The organism is Stenotrophomonas maltophilia group sp. Smal32 (assembly GCF_030237085.1).
GTDB classification, from domain to species: Bacteria; Pseudomonadota; Gammaproteobacteria; order Xanthomonadales; family Xanthomonadaceae; genus Stenotrophomonas; species Stenotrophomonas maltophilia_Q.
The window spans coordinates 1-18119 of sequence record NZ_JASJSI010000088.1 but is presented as its reverse complement, the minus strand read 5'-3'; the positions used below and the strand labels follow the sequence as shown (position 1 = coordinate 18119).

16 protein-coding genes are annotated in these 18119 nt (G+C 67.4%); 5 read left to right on the top strand and 11 right to left on the bottom strand.

Annotated elements, in window-relative coordinates; genetic code table 11:
• Nucleotides 1-185: 185 nt before the first annotated feature.
• The 3 genes from QRO91_RS17370 to QRO91_RS17360 form a co-directional block, all read right to left on the bottom strand.
• Nucleotides 186-1346, bottom strand: coding sequence for an MFS transporter (locus tag QRO91_RS17370; RefSeq protein WP_197633524.1), 1161 nt, complete (start codon nt 1344-1346; stop codon nt 186-188).
• A 269-nt stretch (nt 1347-1615) separates the two neighbouring features.
• Nucleotides 1616-2365, bottom strand: coding sequence for a TerC family protein (locus QRO91_RS17365; protein WP_005408127.1), 750 nt, complete (start codon nt 2363-2365; stop codon nt 1616-1618).
• 33 nt (nt 2366-2398) lie between these two features.
• Nucleotides 2399-2794 (bottom strand): diacylglycerol kinase, encoded by a 396-nt coding sequence (locus QRO91_RS17360; protein WP_049406112.1) that lies wholly within the window; start codon nt 2792-2794, stop codon nt 2399-2401.
• Between the two features lie 212 nt (nt 2795-3006).
• On the opposite strand from QRO91_RS17360, the gene QRO91_RS17355 reads away from it, so the two are divergent.
• Nucleotides 3007-3708, top strand: coding sequence for an SGNH/GDSL hydrolase family protein (locus QRO91_RS17355; protein ID WP_049428918.1), 702 nt, complete (start codon nt 3007-3009; stop codon nt 3706-3708).
• 136 nt (nt 3709-3844) lie between these two features.
• Here the strand turns inward: QRO91_RS17355 and QRO91_RS17350 are convergent, their stop codons facing one another.
• The 3 genes from QRO91_RS17350 to QRO91_RS17340 form a co-directional block, all read right to left on the bottom strand.
• Nucleotides 3845-5116 carry a HAMP domain-containing sensor histidine kinase gene (locus QRO91_RS17350; RefSeq protein WP_049428856.1) on the bottom strand — a complete coding sequence of 424 codons (1272 nt, stop codon included), beginning with the start codon at nt 5114-5116 and terminating at the stop codon, nt 3845-3847.
• 156 nt (nt 5117-5272) lie between these two features.
• Nucleotides 5273-5986, bottom strand: coding sequence for a response regulator transcription factor (locus tag QRO91_RS17345; RefSeq protein WP_002811889.1), 714 nt, complete (start codon nt 5984-5986; stop codon nt 5273-5275).
• 87 nt (nt 5987-6073) lie between these two features.
• On the bottom strand, nt 6074-6718 hold the full coding sequence (locus QRO91_RS17340) for an arylesterase (protein WP_049428857.1): 645 nt from the start codon (nt 6716-6718) through the stop codon (nt 6074-6076).
• 75 nt (nt 6719-6793) lie between these two features.
• On the opposite strand from QRO91_RS17340, the gene QRO91_RS17335 reads away from it, so the two are divergent.
• A complete protein-coding gene (locus QRO91_RS17335) occupies nt 6794-7441 on the top strand; it encodes an ABC transporter ATP-binding protein (RefSeq protein ID WP_049428859.1) in 648 nt (215 codons plus the stop codon).
• Nucleotides 7438-9951 carry an ABC transporter permease gene (locus QRO91_RS17330; protein ID WP_197651111.1) on the top strand — a complete coding sequence of 838 codons (2514 nt, stop codon included), beginning with the start codon at nt 7438-7440 and terminating at the stop codon, nt 9949-9951. The genes QRO91_RS17335 and QRO91_RS17330 overlap by 4 nt, the downstream gene beginning before the upstream one ends.
• Nucleotides 9952-10050: 99 nt before the next feature.
• Here the strand turns inward: QRO91_RS17330 and QRO91_RS17325 are convergent, their stop codons facing one another.
• From QRO91_RS17325 to QRO91_RS17305, 5 genes are all read right to left on the bottom strand, one after another.
• Nucleotides 10051-10977, bottom strand: a complete 927-nt coding sequence (locus QRO91_RS17325) for a DUF6607 family protein (RefSeq protein WP_049428863.1) — start codon at nt 10975-10977, stop codon at nt 10051-10053.
• 73 nt (nt 10978-11050) lie between these two features.
• A complete protein-coding gene (locus QRO91_RS17320) occupies nt 11051-11650 on the bottom strand; it encodes a Hemin transport protein (protein WP_197633527.1) in 600 nt (199 codons plus the stop codon).
• Between the two features lie 4 nt (nt 11651-11654).
• Nucleotides 11655-13907 (bottom strand): TonB-dependent hemoglobin/transferrin/lactoferrin family receptor, encoded by a 2253-nt coding sequence (locus tag QRO91_RS17315; RefSeq protein ID WP_349675287.1) that lies wholly within the window; start codon nt 13905-13907, stop codon nt 11655-11657.
• 153 nt (nt 13908-14060) lie between these two features.
• Complete coding sequence (gene hemP, locus QRO91_RS17310) at nt 14061-14255, bottom strand: hemin uptake protein HemP (RefSeq protein ID WP_005412278.1); 195 nt, start codon at nt 14253-14255, stop codon at nt 14061-14063.
• Between the two features lie 320 nt (nt 14256-14575).
• Nucleotides 14576-15547, bottom strand: a complete 972-nt coding sequence (locus QRO91_RS17305) for an aldo/keto reductase (protein WP_049428919.1) — start codon at nt 15545-15547, stop codon at nt 14576-14578.
• Between the two features lie 193 nt (nt 15548-15740).
• On the opposite strand from QRO91_RS17305, the gene QRO91_RS17300 reads away from it, so the two are divergent.
• Nucleotides 15741-17039 (top strand): NupC/NupG family nucleoside CNT transporter, encoded by a 1299-nt coding sequence (locus QRO91_RS17300; protein WP_049428869.1) that lies wholly within the window; start codon nt 15741-15743, stop codon nt 17037-17039.
• 25 nt (nt 17040-17064) lie between these two features.
• The gene (locus tag QRO91_RS17295) at nt 17065-18030 is read left to right on the top strand and encodes a ribokinase (RefSeq protein WP_049428870.1); all 966 of its coding nucleotides are present in this window, start codon (nt 17065-17067) and stop codon (nt 18028-18030) included.
• The last annotated feature ends 89 nt before the right edge of the window (nt 18031-18119 follow it).

Below are 18119 nucleotides of genomic sequence, written 5' to 3'. Positions count from 1 at the left end.
ACCGCAGGCGCCATGGATGCCGCCTACGAGCCCCCAGGGATGGCTTTACGGGGTGTCCTGCACGCCCACACCGCCCCGCCCAACCCTCAGCAAACCAGCTTTTGACGTTGAGGGTGCCGGCCAGCGGCCGGCACTACCGCTTCGGCGGGTGCAGGGCTGCAAGCCCTGCCGGAACCCCACATTATTCAACAAGCCTCAGCCACCGCAGTGCGGGGACGCCCCAGCCATGCCAGCAGCAATCCCGCTGCCGCCAGCAGACCACCGGCGACCGGCACCGCCGCGTACCCCAGACCGGAGCTGATCACCGCGCCACCCAGCGCCGCGCCGACGGCATTGCCCAGGTTGAACGCGCCCACGTTGATCGATGACGCCAGCCCCGGCGCCTCGCTGGCCGCTTCCATCACCCGGATCTGCAGCGGCGGCACGATGGCGAACGTCGCCGCACCGAACAGCAACACACCCACCGCCGCGATGGCGTGACTCATGAAGGCCAGCGGCAGCACGAACATCAGCACCGCCAGGGCGGCCAGCAGGATGCGGGTGGCGCCATCCAGAGACCAGTCGGCCATGCGCCCGCCGATGCCGTTGCCGATGGTGAAGCCGATACCGATCAGCGCCAAGGACATCGCGATGAAGGTGTTGGAGGCGCCGGTCAGTTCGGTCAGCACCGGCGCCACGTAGGTGTAGAGGGTGAACATCGCACCCGCCCCGAGCACCGTGGTGCCCATCGCCAGCAACACCTGCGGCTGCAGGATCGCCTTCAGTTCGCGGCGCACGTCCGGGCGCGGACCCGGCGCAGACGCCGGCAGCGCGAAGCCCAGCGCAGTGATCGCGACCAGGCCCAGCACCGCAGTCCCGGCGAAGGACAGGCGCCAGCCCAGCTGCTGGCCCACCCAGGTGGCCACCGGCACGCCGCCAATGTTGGCGATGGTCAGGCCCATGAACATGGTGGCCACGGCAGCAGCCTGCTTGTCCTTCGGCACCAGGCTGGCGGCGACCACCGCGCCGATGCCGAAGAAGGCACCGTGGTTGAGGCTGGTGACCAGCCGCGACAGCAGCAGCAGGCCGTAGTTCGGCGCCAACGCGGACAGCAGGTTGCCCACCACGAAGATCGACATCAGCAGCATCAGCGCGGTGCGCTTGCCGAAACGGCCCATCAGCAGGGTCATCACCGGCGCGCCGAGCATCACGCCGACGGCATACGCGGTGATCAGCATGCCCGCGGTAGGAATTCCGACGCCCACACCGTCGGCGATGACCGGCAGCAGGCCCATCGGGGCGAATTCAGTGGTGCCGATGGCGAAGGCACCGACGGCAAGGGCCAGCAGAGCGGCTCTGGAGGTCATGGGGGTTCCTGGGGGCGGAAACGGGCAGGTGCGCAGCCTGCGCGCTTTGCCACGGGCGATTAAGCCTCGCCCCGGGAAAACACTGTTGATCCTGGTTCACAAGTGGAGGCCGCACCCCCGCTACATATGCAAAAACCGCAGCGCCGGTGCAGAGCCGGGCCCATGCTCGGCTGCTTCCTGCCGGTCAGCCGACCATGGGCTCGGCTCTACATGACCTCGCATCCACAACGAAGAACCCCCGGCAGGGCCGGGGGTTCGGGGTCACGCGCTTACCAGTTGCCGGCGCCGGGCACGTTGTGCTCGCGGGCGCGACGGCGCATCAGCAGGTTCAGCCACTCCACCAGCACCGAGAAGCCCATCGCGGCGTAGATGTAGGGCTTGGGCACGTGCACGTCCAGGCCGTCCAGGATCAGCACCGCACCGATCATCAGGATGAAGGCCAGGGCCAGCATCTTCACCGTCGGGTTGGCATCGATGAAGCGGCCCAGCGGGTTGGCAGCCAGCAGCATCACCAGCACCGACAGCAGGATGGCGGCCACCATCACCGGGATGTGGTCGGCGATGCCGACGGCGGTGATCACCGAGTCCAGCGAGAACACGATGTCGATCACCGCGATCTGCGCGATCACGTAGCCGAACACGGCCGAGGCCTTGGTGGTGCTGGGATCTTCATCTTCGCCGCCGCTGATCAGTTCCTTGATCTCCATGCAGCCCTTGATGATCAGGAACAGGCCACCAACGATCAGCACCAGGTCGCGGATGGAGATGCCCATGCCGGCCACGGTGAACAGGTTGGCGGCCATGTGCGCCAGGTAGGCCAGCGACACCAGCAGGCCGATCCGGGTGATGCAGGCCACCGCGATGCCGAGCTTGCGCGCGAACGGGCGGCGTTCTTCCGGCAGCTTGCTGACCGCGATGGAAATGAACACCAGGTTGTCGATGCCGAGCACGATTTCCAGCGCGCTGAGGGTGAACAGGGTCACCCAGGCGTTGGGGTCGGCGAGGAACTCAAAGGACATGGGAACTCTTCAAGGCAGTGGGGGAATGGGATTTCAGCCGTAGCTGCCGGCCAGCGCGTGCGGAACCACGACCAGGGCCCAGCACAGCAGCACGTTCATCATCAGCACGAACACCGCCGCCGAGCCCATGTCCTTGGCGCGACCGGCCAGTTCGTGGATCTCGCTGCCGTAGCGCTCGATCACCGCCTCGATGGCCGAGTTGGCCAGTTCCATCGCCAGCACCAGCAGCATCGAGCCGATCAGCAGCGCGCGCTCGACCGGGGTCTGGCCCAGCCAGATCGCGACCGGGGTCAGCAGGATCAGCAGGTAGACCTCCAGCCGGAACGACGATTCGTGCAGCCAGGCGGCGCGCAGGCCCTGCCAGGACCAGCGGGCGGCCTGGAAGATGCGGCGCGGGCCGCGGGGCAGATGACCGAACTGGTCAGCCACGGGTGGAACATCCAGCAACAGGGGCGCGGCGCAGCGACCGCTCAGACGCACGGCAGGGAATCATGGGTGCACGGGAATAGGCAGATGGCCACCATTTTGCCACAAGGCCGCCGACCATACCCCCGGCCGCTGCGGCGAACGGCCTGCCCGGGGAAAGCGCCACGCCGCGTCCTGCTCCTATGATGGTTACCCCTTCCCTGCTGGAGCGCCTGATGTCCCGTCGCCGTACCTGCCTGCTGATGCTGGGCCTGCTGACTGCCGCACCGCTGGCCCAGGCCCTGGGCCCGGCCACGTCGCCCCGGGTCCCCGAACAGGTCTCCAACGTGGCCTGGGCCGGCGACATGGCCCGCTTCGCCAGCGCCGACCAGGCCAACCCGCCGCCGCGCGGTGGCATCGAATTCATCGGCAGCTCCTCGATCCGCTTCTGGGAGAGCCTGGCCACCGACTTCCCCGGCCAGCCGGTGTTCAATCGTGGCTTCGGCGGCTCGGAAGTGCGTGACAGCACCTGGTATGCCGGCCAGATCGTGGTGCCGTATGCGCCGTGCAAGGTGTTCTTCTACGCCGGTGACAACGACCTCAACAGCGGCCGCACCGCGACCCAGGTGCGCGACGACGTGGTCGCCTTCGTGCAGCGCGTGCACCGCGACCTGCCGAAGACCACGGTGGAGTACCTGTCGATCAAGCCGAGCCCGTCGCGTGCGCACCTGCTGCCGGCGATCAACGAGGCCAACGCGCTGATCAAGGCCGCCCTGGCCAAGCTGCCCAATACCGGTTTCACCGACATCTACACGCCGATGCTGGGTGCCGATGGCCAGCCGGATGCGACGCTGTTCCGCGAGGACATGCTGCACATGACCCCTGCGGGCTACGCGATCTGGACCAGGGCGGTGGCGCCGAAGGTCAACTGCAACTGAGGGACTGCGGACGCCCGGCATGGCCCGGCGCTACCGCAACCCCACCCACGCATCGCGTGGACCTACCGACATTCCAGCAGGATGGGGTCAGAGCCCGTTGCGCAGCAACGGGATCCGACCCCGGCAGGTCGCCGCGTCAGCGGAAGATGACCGTCGCTTCGGTACCCTGCCCCGGCTCGCTGGCCAGGCTGACCTTCCAGCCGAAGCGGTCGCACAGCCGGCGCACGATCGACAGGCCCAGGCCGGTGCCCTGCGGGCGGCTGGGTTCGGCGCGATAGAACGGCTCGAACGCCCGTGACAGCGCTTCGGCGGACATGCCGATACCGGTATCGCGCACCACCACCCGATCGTTGTGCACGTGCACGTCGATGCGCCCTTCGTCGGTGTAGCTGCACGCGTTGCGCACCAGGTTGCTGACCACCACCTGCAGCACCCGCGGCGGCGCATGCAGCTGCACCGGGCCATCGCTGTGCAGGTGCACCGACACCGGGCGGGACCCCAGTAGTTCATTGGCGTTGTCCACTTCATAGCGGACGATGTCGTTGACGTCGAACAGCTCGATCTGCGGTTCGACGTCGGCCTCGCGGGCGAGGATCAGGAACGCATCGATCACCGCTTCCATGTCGCGGCCAGCCCGCTGGATGCGCTGCAGGCTGCGGCGCAGGCGCGGCTGCAGGGTTTCATCACCCAGTGCCATGTCGCTGGCAACGCGGATGACGGTCAGCGGCGTACGCAGTTCATGGCTGGCATCGCGGGTGAAATTGCGCTCGCGCGCCACGTGCGCGCTGACCCGGTTTGCCAGCGAGTGCAGCGCCGCCGCCAGCTGCCGGGTCTCGCCCTGCATGTCGGCGGGCAGCTTGTTCGGCTCCAGGTCGGCCGCCTCGGGGTGGCCCGGGTCCCAGCGCGAGACGCGCCGTGCCAGCCAGTTCACCGGCGACACCAGGCGCTTGGACGCACGGTAGGTCACCCAGCTGGCGCCATACACCGCCAGCAGGGTCAGCAGCACCGGCACGATGCCGAACCAGAACGCCAGCATCTCTGCGCGCGAACGCAGGAACACCAGGTACAGGCGGCCGGCCGGGCGCACATCGACCAGCACCAGCTGGTCGTCCTTGGGCAGTTCGTGGAAGCCGGGTTCCAGATTGCGCAGGTTGGCCGGTAACGACAGTGCCGACTGCCCGCTTTCCAGCAGGTAGCCACGGATGTTCTGGGTGTTGGGCGGCGGCTGCACCGGCGACGCTTCGTGCAGCGTCCAGTAGTACGCGGCCTCTTCGCGCAGGGCAGCGCCCACCAGGCTGTGCTTGATCACCAGCGAGACCAGCCACGCACCCAGCAGGATGCCCAGGCTGGCCAGCACTGCCTGCAGGATGAAGGCGATACGGATCTTGCGCGGCAGGCCGTGCGGCATTGCGGGGTCCCGGTCAGAGCGCTGCGATTATAGGCAGCGCGCCACGCCGTGCGGGTGCATGGGCGATGACCGGCGGCAATGCCGGCCGGTCATGCCCTGCCCTCGTACGTGGCCACCACCCGGCCGGGCCTGCTGCTGCACCGGCGCGGGCCCTGCTCAGGCCATCGGCTGGGCGATGTCGGCAATGCGGTAGCCGGCACTCTGCACGGTATGCAGCAGCGGACGGTCGAACGGCTTGTCGATGATCTTGCGCAGGTTGTACAGGTGGCTGCGCAGCGTGTCCGAATCCGGCAGCCCGTTGCCCCAGATCTCGCGCTCGATCTCCTGGCGGGTGACCACGCGCGGCGATTCGCGCATCAGGATGGTCAGCAGGCGCAGGCCGATCGGCGAAAGCTGCAGCTCGGTGCCGGCACGGGTGGCACGCATGCTGACCGGGTCGAGCACCAGGTCGGCGACCTTCAGCACTTCCGAACCGACCTGGCGACGTTCGCGACGGATCAGCGCGCGCAGGCGGGCTTCCAGCTCCTGGATCGCGAACGGCTTGGTCAGGTAGTCATCGGCACCAAAACCGAGGCCGGTGAGCTTGTCGTCCAGCGTGTCGCGTGCCGTGAGCATCAGCACCGGGGTGGACTTGCGCGCATCATTGCGCAGGCGACGGCACACTTCGATGCCATCCAGGCGCGGCAACATGAGATCGAGCACCACGACGTCATAGCTGTTCTCCGCCGCAAGGCGGTAGCCATCCAGGCCGTCCTGTGCATAGTCGACTTCGAAGCCGCGACCTTCCAGGTATTCCCCGATCATCTCGGAGATGTTGCGGTTGTCTTCGACCACCAGCACCAAGCCGGAGGTCTCCTTCGTCTGACGCATGTGATTCCCTCTAACTTCAGCTTTGTGAAACATGCCGGATCGACGGTGGACGTGATGTGAAGTTCCGTCAAGAGGAAATAAAACGGTTCAGAGCAGCGGCCTGAGCAGCGGCCAGACATTGTCCAGCACCTTCGGCTGCGCCTGCGCGGTCGGGTGCAGGCCGTCGGCCTGCATCATGCCCGGTTGCAGCGCCACGCCTTCCAGCAGGAACGGCAGCAGCGGCACCTTGTACCGCGTAGCCAATGCCTTGTAGGCCGCAGCCAGGCGCTGGCGATATGCCGGGCCGTAGTTGGGCGGCACGTCGATGCCGAGCAGCAGCACCTTGGCGCCGGCCTTCTGGCTGGCCTGCACCATTTTCTCCAGGTTGCCCTGCACCTGGGCCGGGGTCAGCCCGCGCAGTGCGTCGTTGCCGCCCAGGGCAATCACCACCACCGTCGGCTTTTCCTTCGCCAACAAGCCCGGCAGGCGGGTCAGCGCGCCCGCGGTGGTCTCGCCGCTCATGCTGGCGTTGACGATGCGCGGCGGGGTTTTCGACTGCTGCCTGACCCGCTGCTGCAGCAGGCTGACCCAGCCGGCGTCAGCGGGGATATTGTGGGCAGCACTGAGGCTGTCGCCGAGCACCAGCACGGTGCCTGCCGGACCTTTGGCACAGGCCAGCCCCGGCAGCAGCAGGAACGCTAGCAGCAGCACCATCATCGCGCCGGCTCGCCGGCTCCATCCCGTCTTGCGCATTGGAGTCTCCTCATCGACAGCCTGTCCCCCCGCAGCGCGCCCGTCGCCATCGCCGTCGACCAGGTCGGCAAGTCCGTGCAGGGCCCGGAGGGTGAAGTCCACATACTGGACAACATCACCCTGACGGTCCATGAAGGCACCAGCGTGGCCATCGTCGGCGCCTCCGGTTCCGGCAAGACCACCCTGCTCGGCCTGCTTGCCGGGCTGGACCTGCCCAGTCGCGGCCGCATCGCGCTGGCGGGCCAGGACCTGTCGGCGCTGGACGAGGAGGCCCGCGCCCAGCTGCGCGCGCGCGAAGTCGGCTTCGTGTTCCAGAGCTTCCACCTGCTGCCGGCGCTGACCGCCGCCGAGAACATCGCGCTGCCACTGGAACTGGCCGGGCGCGAGGATCGTGCGCGGGTCGATGAGGTGCTTGCCCAGGTCGGCCTGTCCCATCGCGCCCGCCACTACCCGCGCCAGTTGTCCGGCGGTGAACAGCAACGCGTGGCACTGGCGCGTGCCTTCGTCACCCGCCCACGCATCCTGTTCGCCGACGAACCGACCGGCTCGCTGGACCACGCCACCGGCCAGCACATCAGCGACCTGCTGTTCGAACTCAACGCCGGCAGCGGCACCACCCTGGTGCTGGTCACCCACGACCTGCGCCTGGCCCAGCGTTGCCAGTACATCCACCGCATCGACAACGGCCGCCTGCTGCCGGTCGAGCGTGGGGCGCAGGCATGAACCTGCTGCGGCACGCGTGGCGCGCGCTGCGCCGCGAGGCGCTGGCCGGCGACCTGCTGACCGTGTTCGCCGCGCTGTTGCTGGGCGTGGCGGTGATGACCGCGGTGGGCACGCTGGTGAACCGGGTCAACCTGGCGCTGACCGGCAGCGCGGCGGAGATGCTTGGCGGCGACCTCGGCATTGCCGGGCGCGATGATCCGTCCCAGGCATTCGCCGACGAGGCACAACGGCGTGGACTGGCCTACACCCGCATCGCCAGTTTCGGCAGCGTGCTGTTCAACGGCGATGCCAGCCAGATGGCCAGCATCAAGGCGGTGCAGGCGGGCTATCCGCTGCGTGGCACGCTGCGGGTGCGGGCCACACCCGGCGGCGCCCTGATCGCCGAGGCCGGCATGCCGGCCAAGGGCCAGGCCTATGCCGACCCGCGCCTGCTGCAGGGGCTGGGATTGAAGGCCGGCGATGATCTCGAGTTCGGCGCCGGCACGCTGCGCATCGCCGGCATCATCGAGGCCGAGCCGGATACCGGTGGCGACCTGCTGACGCTCTCCCCCACCCTGCTGGTCAACCGCGCCGATGTGGAAGGCACGGGACTGCTTGGCCCCGGCAGCCGCATCAACTACCGGCTGATGTTTGCAGGACCGGCCGGGCAGGTCGCGTCCCTGCGTGAGTGGCTGCTGCCACAGGTGAAGGGCCTGCGCCTGCTGAGCGTGGATGACACCCAGCGCGGCGTGCGCCAGGCCTTCGATCTGGCCGGCCGCTTCCTCGGCCTGAGCGCGCTGCTGGCGGTGCTGCTGGCGGGCGTGGCCACCGCATTGGCGGCCAACCGCTTCGCCCTGCGCCGCATCGACCAGGTGGCGATCCTGCGCTGCCTCGGTGCGCGCCAGCGCGACATCCTGCTCGGCCTGGCACTGCAGCTGTTGATGCTGGCGGTACCGGCCTGTGCGCTTGGCATCGGCCTGGGCATGGCCGCGCAGGAAGGGCTGGTACAGGTGCTGGGCAGCCTGGTGCCGCAGCGCCTGCCGCTGCCGGAGGCGATGCCGGCGCTGACCGGTGCGGGCATCGGCCTGTTGCTGCTGTTCGGCTTCGGCCTGCCCCCGCTGCTGCGCCTGCGCGGGGTGCCGCCGATGCGCGTGCTCAACCGTTCCTTCGCCGCCCTGCCGCCCACCTCGCTGCTGGCCTATGTGGCTGCGCTGGGGGCAAGCCTGTTGCTGGCGGTGCAGGTCACCGGTGACCTCAAGCTGGCGCTGTGGGTACTGGGTGGCCTGGCCGCGCTGGCGGTGGCGGCCGGTGTGGTCGGCTTCGTGCTGCTGCAGTTGATGCGCGGCCTGCAGCATCGCCTGCATGGCAACTGGCGACTGGGCCTGGCCGCACTGACCCGGCGCCGGCTGCTGGCGGTGATGCAGCTGGTCGGGCTGTCGCTGTCGCTGTGCGCGCTGTTGCTGCTGGCCGTGACCGGCCCCGGCCTGCTGCAGCAGTGGCGCGAGCGGCTGCCGGCAGACACGCCCAACTACTTCCTGATCAACATCCAGCCCGAACAGCGCGACAGCGTGCTGGCAACACTGCGTGGGCTGGGTGCCAATGACGCCAGCATCGAACCAATGGCCACCGGGCGCCTGATCGCCATCAACGGCAAGCCGCCTCTGCGTGTGGATCGCGAGCCCGGACAGGACGGGCAACCGGCGCGGGGCGGCCAGCGCGATGACGATGACGAGAACCGGCCGTTGAACTTCAGCTGGCGCAGCACCTTCCCGCCGGCCAATACGCTGGTCAATGGCACGTTCTGGAAGGCCGACAGCACCGCGCCGGAAGCCTCGGTGGAGATCGGCTGGGCCAAACGCTACGGCGTGTATCCCGGCGACCGCATCACCATTGCAGTGGGCGAGCAGGAGCGCGAATTCACCGTCACCAGCGTGCGCAAGGCGGACTGGAACACCTTCCGCCCCAACTTCTTCGTGCTATTGAACCCGAACGCCGTGGGTGACACCCCGCACAACCTGCTGTCGGCATTCCACCTGCCGGCCGGCAAGGCGGCCGGGCTGGGCGAGCTGGTACGTGCGCAACCGAACCTGTCACTTCTCGATGTGGATGCGGTGATTTCGCAGGTGCGGGATGTGATGGAACGCGTGGCGCAGGCGGTGCAGCTGGTGATGGTGTTCAGCCTGCTGGCTGGTGTGCTGGTGCTGCTGGCCGCGCTGCAGGCCACGGCCGGCGAGCGTCGCTACGACAGCGCAGTGCTGCGCACGCTGGGCGCGACCCGGCGCCAGCTGCGTGGCGCGGTCCTGGTCGAGTTCGGCGCACTGGGCACACTGGCCGCGCTGCTTGCGGTGGGCGCGGCCGCGGCCATTGGCGTGGTGGTTTCGCAGAAGGTGTTCGAGCTGCCGTTGCTGCCACCCTGGCCAGGACTTCTGCTGGGCGGCGTGGTCGGCATCGGATTGAGCCTGCTGGCCGGTTGGTGGGGCACGCGGCGCATCCTGCACACCTCGCCGGCCCTGGCCCTGCGGGAGGCCTGACGCGACGCCGGAACCGCTAGTTCCACGCCATGCGTGGATGCACGGAAGAGCGTGCCGAGCCAGCTCGGCACCTACCAGGCCGTCGAGCCAGGCTCGACCTTACCGGGCCTTTTCCACGTACTTGGCGAACACGTCGTCGATCTGCGTGTCCTTCACCTTCTTGCCGGCCTGGATCTCTTCGGCCTGGGTGAACATCGGGATGATCATCGCCATGCCGTCCAGCTTGGTCTTCAGGTGCACGCCCGGGGCCTCGCCGAGGAAGCCGTCCCAGCGCTGACGCACCTTGGCCCAGTAGCCGGCGGTGGCCTTCCAGTAGTCGCGCGCCGGGGTGAAGTCGATCTCGGTGGTCTTCACGTAGTCGTTGAAGCCGAACTCGCGCGCGATCTCCACCTGGCTGCCATCGGCGTTGCGCTGCACCTTGGTGTTGAACTGCTCATGGGTCCAGCCGTTCGGGGTCAGCGTATGGCGGTTGATCACGGCCAGCGCGTTGTAGTCGCTGCGCTTGGTGTACTCACGACGCGGCAGCGGTCGCCAGCTCAGGTCGCTGGTCCAGCTCGGCACGTTGTTGGTGTAGGTCCATTTGCCTGTGCCGCAGTAGCGCGGTGCATCGCTCACTTCATACACGCACTGGGTCCAGGCACCCTGGTTCACCGCCGCCGGAATGCTGCGCACCTGCCAGGTCTGGTCGGCACTGAACTCGAAACGGTTGGGTGCTTCGTACACCCAGTCCTGGCGCCAATGCTTGGTGATGTGGCCGCTCTTCTCGTCCAGCAGCAGGTGTTGCAGCACGATGCGCTTCGGGGTGTCCTCGACCACGATGACCACTTCGTTGCCACCGCTGCGCATCGCTGGCGCACGCTCATAGCCCGGCTTCAGCAGCACGGTTTCGTCGAAGGCGAAATCCACGGTGTACTCGCCCTGCATGGCCAGGATGCTGTCGTGGTCGCGGGCGCTGTCGGCGGGCTGCGCGCTGGCCACGCCGCTGGCGGCGAGCAACAGCAGTACGCTGGCTGTCTGGAGCTTCATCGGGGTATTCCTTCGGGGTTGCAGGTTCGTTGAGAGGCCATCCATGGCCGTCGGGCGTTCCATCAGAAAAGGATCAGAGGCGGATCAGCGGCAGGTCGCCGGGAGCCCGCGGTTCCGGCCGGCGTGCGGCGTCGGCGCAGCAGCAGTCGTCGATGGCCAACTCGCCCTCGGCCCCTTCCAGGCGGGCGATGCGGCGTGCGGTGGCTGCGCCCAGCGACGACAGCGTCGACAGGCTGGCCGCGAGTGTGCGCCCATCATCGGCGGCATGCAGCCGCAGCGCACACAGGCGCCAGCGCTGGCCGCCGAGATGACCGGCCAGGCGCCGCCACAGGCGTTCGCCGACACTGCCGTCGCTGTCGTGCTGTGGGCCCGGCGGCAGCGCGGCCACCAACCGGTCCCAGGCCAGGAAATCGCTGTCCGGCAGCAGGTACAGGCGCCACACGCAGCGGCCGCGGCCATCGAGGAAGCACAGGCTCTCACGCAGGCCTTCACTGTCCACGCCCTGGCAGGCGTGCACGCGTACGGCCTGGCGCCAGCCGCCCAGCTCGTTGCCGTCGGCGTGGTACAGGCACAACACGGTGCCGAGCGTGGCCAGCTGTGCCGGGGTCGGCCAGGCCGCGCTGTGCGGCGCGGCGATGGAATCATTCCTGCGTGCGGACAGTGCTCGGCTCATGAGGTCACCAGGAAACGGCAAGACTGGCGGAGAAGGTACGGCCCGGGCTGCTGAAACGATCGCTCAACGCGCGATTGGTGATCAGGCTCGGGGTGATCGACGACCACTCGATATAGCGTTTGTCGGCCAGGTTGAACACGCCGACGTTGAAGGTGGCACCCGGTGCGAAGTTCCAGTGCGCCATCAGGTCCAGCACGCCGTAGCCGGCCGGCTGGTAGACGAACGGTGCCGGTGCGTTCGGATTGGTCTGCGCAGCAGGCGGTGGCAACCGCTTCTTGCGCTGCACGAAGGTGCCGGCCAGTTCAACGCCCCAGGTATCGGTGTCGTACATCAGGCCCAGCGTGCCACGCAACGGATCGACCGAGGCCAGCGGTTCGTCATCGGTCCGGTTGTCGCCACGCGACCATGCCAACGCACTGCGCAGCGCCCAGCCCTTCAGCGCCGGGCTGAGTTCGCCGAACTCGATGCCGGCCTTCATTTCCGCGCCATAGATGCGCGCGTCGGCGATGTTCTGCGACTGGAACACGGTCAAACCCTGTGCGTTGCGGCCGGTATCGACGTTGGACTGGATGAAATCCTTGTAGTCGTTGTAGTAGCCGCTGACGCTGACGTACGCCGCCGGCGCGATGAAGCGCAGGCCCAGTTCGTAGCCGTCGCTGGTTTCCGGCTTCAGGTCCGGATTGGCGATGGCGGTATAGCGGAAGGCGACGTTGGTCAGGCCGATGTTGACGTCGTTGTACGGCGGCGAACGGAAGCCACGCGCATAACCGGCGAACAGCGACCATTCGTCGGTGAAGCGCCAGACCATGCCCAGCTTCGGCGACACGCTGGTCTTCTTCAGCTGCGCCACGGCCGTGGTCGGGTTGTCTTCGGCGAAGATGCTGTCCACTTCCGGCTTCAGCTCGTAACGGTCCACGCGCACGCCCGGCACCAGCGACAGCCGGCCATCGGCAAAGCGCATCTCATCCTGTGCATACAGGCCCAGCTCGGTGGTCTTGCTGATCGGGAAGTCACGCACCGGGAAGGTGTCCGGCAGCACCGTGTTGCTGACCACCCCAGCCTGGTTGACCTGATAGCCATCGCGCTTCTGGCGGATCTCGGTACGGGTGCCTTCGAACCCGTAGGTCAATGCGTGCTCGACACCGCCGGTGGTGAACGCGTTGTTGAACTGCGCCTGCAGGCCATAGGCATGCTGATCGAAGGAGAACACGCGGTGGCGGCGGGTGCCGTCGGTGCGGGTCTCGTCGGTCTGCTGACGGGTTTCGCTGTTCTGCGCGTACACCTGCCAATGCAGGCTGTCGGCGAACGGCTGGTCCAGCGCATCCATCTCGTGGGCGAAGGACACACGGTTGCGCTTCTGGGTGTCGTGGGACTTCATGCCGGTGGCTGCGGCAAGCGCGCCGGGGCGCGGTGCAACACTGGCAATCGCCGACAGTACATTGGTATCGGTGGTGTCTTCGTTGCCTTCCACGGTCAAGCGGAAGCGCTGGTCCTCGCTCGGCGCATAGACCAGCTTGCTGAGCAGGCTGCGGCCGTCGCGATCCTGCGGATTGGACGCGGTGCGGGTGTCGTTGTCGCTGCGTACCGTGCCCTTGTTGTCGGTTTCCTGGCCCTGGTGGTGGTTGACGTTGACCAGGCCGCTCCAGTGGTCGCCACCAAAGGCGGCCGTGGCACCGCCGAGCAGGCCCTTCCATTCACCGTCGTAGCCGAATTTCAGGCCGAAGTAGCTGTTCTTGCCGTCCTTGAGGTAGTCGGCCGGGTCCTTGGTCACGAAGGCGACCACGCCACCGAGTGCATCGGAGCCGTACAGCGAACTGGCCGGCCCACGCACGATCTCCACCCGCTTGAGCGTGTCGAGGTCGGTGAAGTTGCGGTTGGAACTGGCGAACGAACCGATGTCGAACCGGGTCGGCATGACGATGCCGTCGGTCTGGATGCGCACGCGGTTGCCGTCCAGGCCACGGATGCGGAAACCATCCAGGCCGAAGCGAGTCGCGCTGCGGGTGACCGACAGGCCCGGTTCGTAACGCACCAGGTCCTTGATGTCCTGCACCAGGTGCCGGTCCATCTGCTCACGGTCGATGACGTCCACGGTGGCCGCCACGTCGCTCACGGCCCGCTCGGTGCGGGTGGCGGTGACCTGCACCCGATCGAATTCGCGCGCATCGGGGGCAGCAGTGGCAGCAGTGGCAGCAGCGTGGGCGGACAGCGGCAGCGCCATCCAGACAGCAAGGCAAAGGGCGGTATGGCGGGTCATCGGGTTCGTTCGGTCAGGCAGGGGAACCCCCGGTTACCGGCACACCCGGAAGGTGCACGCGGTAGACCGAGGGGGAGAGAGCGGGAGCGGACGGGTCGCCCACCCCGCCGGCGCAGCCGGCAGGAGGGAGGGAGGCGGGCGACCAGACCGCGATTACTTGGTCAGGATCAGCTTGTCGTTGCTGGTGTGCCGCAGGCGATAGAAGCGGTCGCCGTGCTGGATCAGGATTTCACGACGGCCCTTGAGCAGGGCTTCGCTGTCGATGACCTCTTCCGGCGGAACGACGCGGACCGGGCGATCGCGGAGGGTCAGCGTTTCGGGGCGCAGCAGTACAGGTTGAGCATTCATGAGCATCTGGACTCGTGCGAGGGACGAGTCAAATGATAATGATTCTCAGTTGACAATCAACAACCATTCTCAATTTGATTGATGGGATTAATGATCGAATTTTAAAATTCGATAGATTTTGCCAATCGAATGGCAACACAGATTTGTAGAGTCGACTGTTAGTCGACTGCTGTTGCTCGAAGAAGTCGGTTATTCGAAGCAGTCGGCTATTCGAAGCAGTCGACTAACAGTCGACTCTACCGAGTCCGATCCCGATCCCGATCCCGTTCCCTCGGCCGAGCCGGCCCGACCGAGGCCCCAGGCCCGGTCGGCCCCGGGGGTCAGGCGAAGACGGCTTCGACCTCGGCCCAGCCGGCGGCATCGACCTGCTCCAGCACCTCCAGCGCCTGCAGGTTCTGCAGCAACTGGCTGACCCGGCTGGCGCCGAGGATCACGCTGGAGACATTGGGGTTGCGCAGGCACCAGGCGATGGCCAGCGTGGCCGGAGCCTGGCCCAGCGCGCGCGCGACTTCGCTGAAGCGGCGCACCTGGCCCAGGCGGGCCTCGGCGTCGGTGCCCAGCACCAGGTCCTGCAGCCATTCCATGCCTTCCCGGCCCAGCCGCGCATCGGCCGGAATGCCCTGATCGTACTTGCCGGTCAGCAGGCCCGAGGCCAGCGGCGAGAAGATGGTGGTGCCCAGCCCGGCGCGGGCGTACAGCGGTGCGTACTCGACCTCCACCCGCTCGCGGTGCAGCAGGTTGTACTGCGGCTGCTCCATCGACGGGCCCTGCAGGTTGTGCCCTTCGGCGAAATCCAGCGCCTGCTGGATCTGCACCGCCGACCACTCCGAAGTGCCCCAGTAGAGGATCTTGCCCTGCCGCACCAGGGTATCCATGGCGTGCACGGTCTCGGCGATCGGCGCGTCCGGATCCGGGCGGTGGCAGTAATAAAGGTCCAGGTAATCCACCCGCAGGCGCTTGAGCGCGGCATGGCAGGCGTCGGTCACATGCTTGCGCGACAGGCCGCGCTGGGTCGGACGCGGGTCCTTGGCACTGCCGAAGAACACCTTGCTGGACACGCAGAAGCCGTCGCGCGGCAGGCGCAGGTCGCTGATCACGTCGCCCATCACCTGTTCGGCGCGGCCGTTGGCGTAGCCCTCGGCGTTGTCGAAGAAGTTGACGCCATGATCCCAGGCGGCGGCCACCAGGTTGCGGGCCTCATCGCGCGGGATCTGGTCACCGAAGGTCACCCAGGCGCCGAAGGAAAGGGCGGAAACCGGCAGGCCGGTGGAGCCCAGGCGACGGTATTGCATGCGAATCTCCTGCTGCGGGCCCGCATCCGGGCCGGGATCGATCCCCATTCTACCTGTCGCCGCCGGCCGCAAGCCCTTGCCGTTGCTGGCCTGATCGGTACCGATGGGTGCGCGCACGCTGCTTTTCCTTGCCCCGGCCCCGGCCCTGCACTAGGCTTCCCGTTTTTCGCGACGCCCCAGGGGAGTCACTCACATGGTCGAAGGTTTGGGCAGGATCGGCTTCGGCCTGTTCGGGTTGGCGGTGCTGATCGGCATCACCTGGTTGTTTTCCAATAACAAGCGTGCGGTTGACTGGAAGCTGGTTGCCACCGGTATCACCCTGCAGATCGCCTTCGCGGCGCTGGTGATCCTGGTGCCGGGCGGGCGCGACGTGTTCGACGCGCTGGGCCACGGCTTCGTCAAGGTGCTGAGCTTCGTCAACGAGGGCTCCGGTTTCATCTTCGGCTCGTTGATGGACACCAAGAACTACGGCTTCATCTTCGCCTTCCAGGTGCTGCCGACCATCATCTTCTTCTCGGCGCTGATGGGCGTGATGTACCACCTGAACATCATGCAGGCGATCGTGCGCGTGATGGCGTGGGCGATCACCAAGGTGATGCGCGTGTCCGGTGCGGAAACCACCAGCGTCTGCGCCAGCGTGTTCATCGGCCAGACCGAGGCGCCGCTGACCGTGCGCCCGTACATCGCCAAGATGACCCAGTCCGAGCTGCTGACCATGATGATCGGCGGCATGGCGCACATCGCCGGCGGCGTGCTGGCCGCCTACGTGGGCATGCTCGGCGGCGGCGACCCGGTGCAGCAGGCGTTCTACGCCAAGCACCTGCTGGCAGCCAGCATCATGGCCGCGCCGGCCACCCTGGTCGTGGCCAAGCTGTTGATTCCGGAAACCGGCACCCCGCTCACCCGCGGCACGGTGAAGATGGAAGTGGAGAAGACCTCCAGCAACATCATCGACGCGGCCGCCGCCGGTGCCGGTGACGGCCTGAAGCTGGCGCTGAACATCGGCGCAATGCTGCTGGCCTTCATCGCCCTGATCGCGCTGCTGAACGCCCCGCTGACCTGGATCGGTGAAGTGACCGGCCTGGCCGCGCAGATCGGCAAGCCGACCAACCTGTCGACCATCTTCGGTTACGTGCTTGCCCCGATCGCCTGGGTGATCGGCACGCCGTGGGCCGATGCCACCACCGTTGGTTCGCTGATCGGCCAGAAGGTCGTGATCAACGAATTCGTGGCCTACACCGAGCTGTCGCAGATCGTGAACGGCCAGGTGGCCGGCGTGAGCCTGTCCAACGAAGGTCGCTTGATCGCCACCTACGCACTGTGCGGCTTTGCCAACTTCAGCTCGATCGCCATCCAGATCGGCGGCATCGGTGGCCTGGCCCCGGAACGTCGCCACGACCTGGCCAAGTTCGGCCTGCGCGCGGTGCTGGGCGGTACCATTGCCACCTTCATGACGGCGACCATCGCCGGCGTGCTGACGCACTTCAGTTGAACCCTTGGTTGAGAAAAGATTCCCTATGAGCAGCAGTGTCGTTGTCGTCGGTTCCTTCAATGTCGATCACGTGTGGCGGTGCGAATCACTGCCGGCACCGGGCGCGACCATTGCCGGCCGCTACAGCACCGGCCCGGGTGGCAAGGGCTTCAACCAGGCCGTGGCCGCCTGCCGCGCCGGCGCCGAGACGCACTTCGTGTGCGCGCTGGGCGATGACGCCGGTGGCGCCACCGCGCGTGAACTGGCCGCGCAGGATGGTTTCGGCCTGATCGCCGAAGCCAGCAGCGAGCCGACCGGCACCGCCGGCATCTATGTGGACGCGCGCGGCCGCAACACCATCGTGATCGGCCCGGGCGCCAACGCCGCGCTCAGCACCGACTTCCTGCAACAGCAGCAGGCGCTGCTGACCGGCGCCAAGGTGGTGCTGGTGCAGCTGGAATCGCCGGTGCAGACGATTGAAGCGGCGCTGGCCACGGCACGCGAGGCCGGCGTCACCACGGTGCTCAACACCGCACCGGCCGACGCCCCCTCGACCATCGGCCTGCTCAAGCTGGCCGATGTGATCACCCCGAACGAGACCGAGTTCGCCGCCCTGCTCGGCCGCCATGTCGGCGAGCGCGTGGATGCCAACGACGTGGCCGCACTGGATGGCGCCAGCCTGCATGCGCTGTGCCGCAAGCTGGTCGGCAACGGCACGGTGGTGGTGACCCTGGGTTCGGTGGGCGTGTTCGTCTCACATGCCGACGAGAACCTGCGCGGCGATACCCAGCCGTACTACCGTGTCGGTGCCGAACAGGTGCAGGCCATCGACACCACCGGTGCCGGTGACGCCTTCAACGGTGCGCTGGCCGCGTCGCTGGCGCAGGTGGCCGACGCCCCGTTCGCCCGCCACGTGCGCTTCGCCAACCAGTTCGCCGGTCGTTCGACCGAGAAGGAAGGCGCCGCTGCGGCAATGCCGCGTTTCACCCCGTCCGACGCCGAAGCAAAGTAATTCCACGCCATGCGTGGATGAGAGGGCCCGGGTGTGCAGGCACCCGGGCCTTTCTTTTGCCCGTTTCCCAGCCCCTGCGACCGCCTGTC

Bases quoted from the DNA above. Each gene is read 5' to 3' on its own strand.
- QRO91_RS17370 (WP_197633524.1), bottom strand. From the start codon at position 1,346: ATGACCTCCAGAGCCGCTCTGCTGGCCCTTGCCGTCGGTGCCTTCGCC.
- QRO91_RS17365 (WP_005408127.1), bottom strand. From the start codon at position 2,365: ATGTCCTTTGAGTTCCTCGCCGACCCCAACGCCTGGGTGACCCTGTTC.
- QRO91_RS17355 (WP_049428918.1), top strand. From the start codon at position 3,007: ATGTCCCGTCGCCGTACCTGCCTGCTGATGCTGGGCCTGCTGACTGCC.
- QRO91_RS17350 (WP_049428856.1), bottom strand. From the start codon at position 5,116: ATGCCGCACGGCCTGCCGCGCAAGATCCGTATCGCCTTCATCCTGCAG.
- QRO91_RS17345 (WP_002811889.1), bottom strand. From the start codon at position 5,986: ATGCGTCAGACGAAGGAGACCTCCGGCTTGGTGCTGGTGGTCGAAGAC.
- QRO91_RS17340 (WP_049428857.1), bottom strand. From the start codon at position 6,718: ATGCGCAAGACGGGATGGAGCCGGCGAGCCGGCGCGATGATGGTGCTG.
- QRO91_RS17330 (WP_197651111.1), top strand. From the start codon at position 7,438: ATGAACCTGCTGCGGCACGCGTGGCGCGCGCTGCGCCGCGAGGCGCTG.
- QRO91_RS17325 (WP_049428863.1), bottom strand. From the start codon at position 10,977: ATGAAGCTCCAGACAGCCAGCGTACTGCTGTTGCTCGCCGCCAGCGGC.
- QRO91_RS17320 (WP_197633527.1), bottom strand. From the start codon at position 11,650: ATGAGCCGAGCACTGTCCGCACGCAGGAATGATTCCATCGCCGCGCCG.
- QRO91_RS17315 (WP_349675287.1), bottom strand. From the start codon at position 13,907: ATGACCCGCCATACCGCCCTTTGCCTTGCTGTCTGGATGGCGCTGCCG.
- hemP (WP_005412278.1), bottom strand. From the start codon at position 14,255: ATGAATGCTCAACCTGTACTGCTGCGCCCCGAAACGCTGACCCTCCGC.
- QRO91_RS17305 (WP_049428919.1), bottom strand. From the start codon at position 15,547: ATGCAATACCGTCGCCTGGGCTCCACCGGCCTGCCGGTTTCCGCCCTT.
- QRO91_RS17300 (WP_049428869.1), top strand. From the start codon at position 15,741: ATGGTCGAAGGTTTGGGCAGGATCGGCTTCGGCCTGTTCGGGTTGGCG.
- QRO91_RS17295 (WP_049428870.1), top strand. From the start codon at position 17,065: ATGAGCAGCAGTGTCGTTGTCGTCGGTTCCTTCAATGTCGATCACGTG.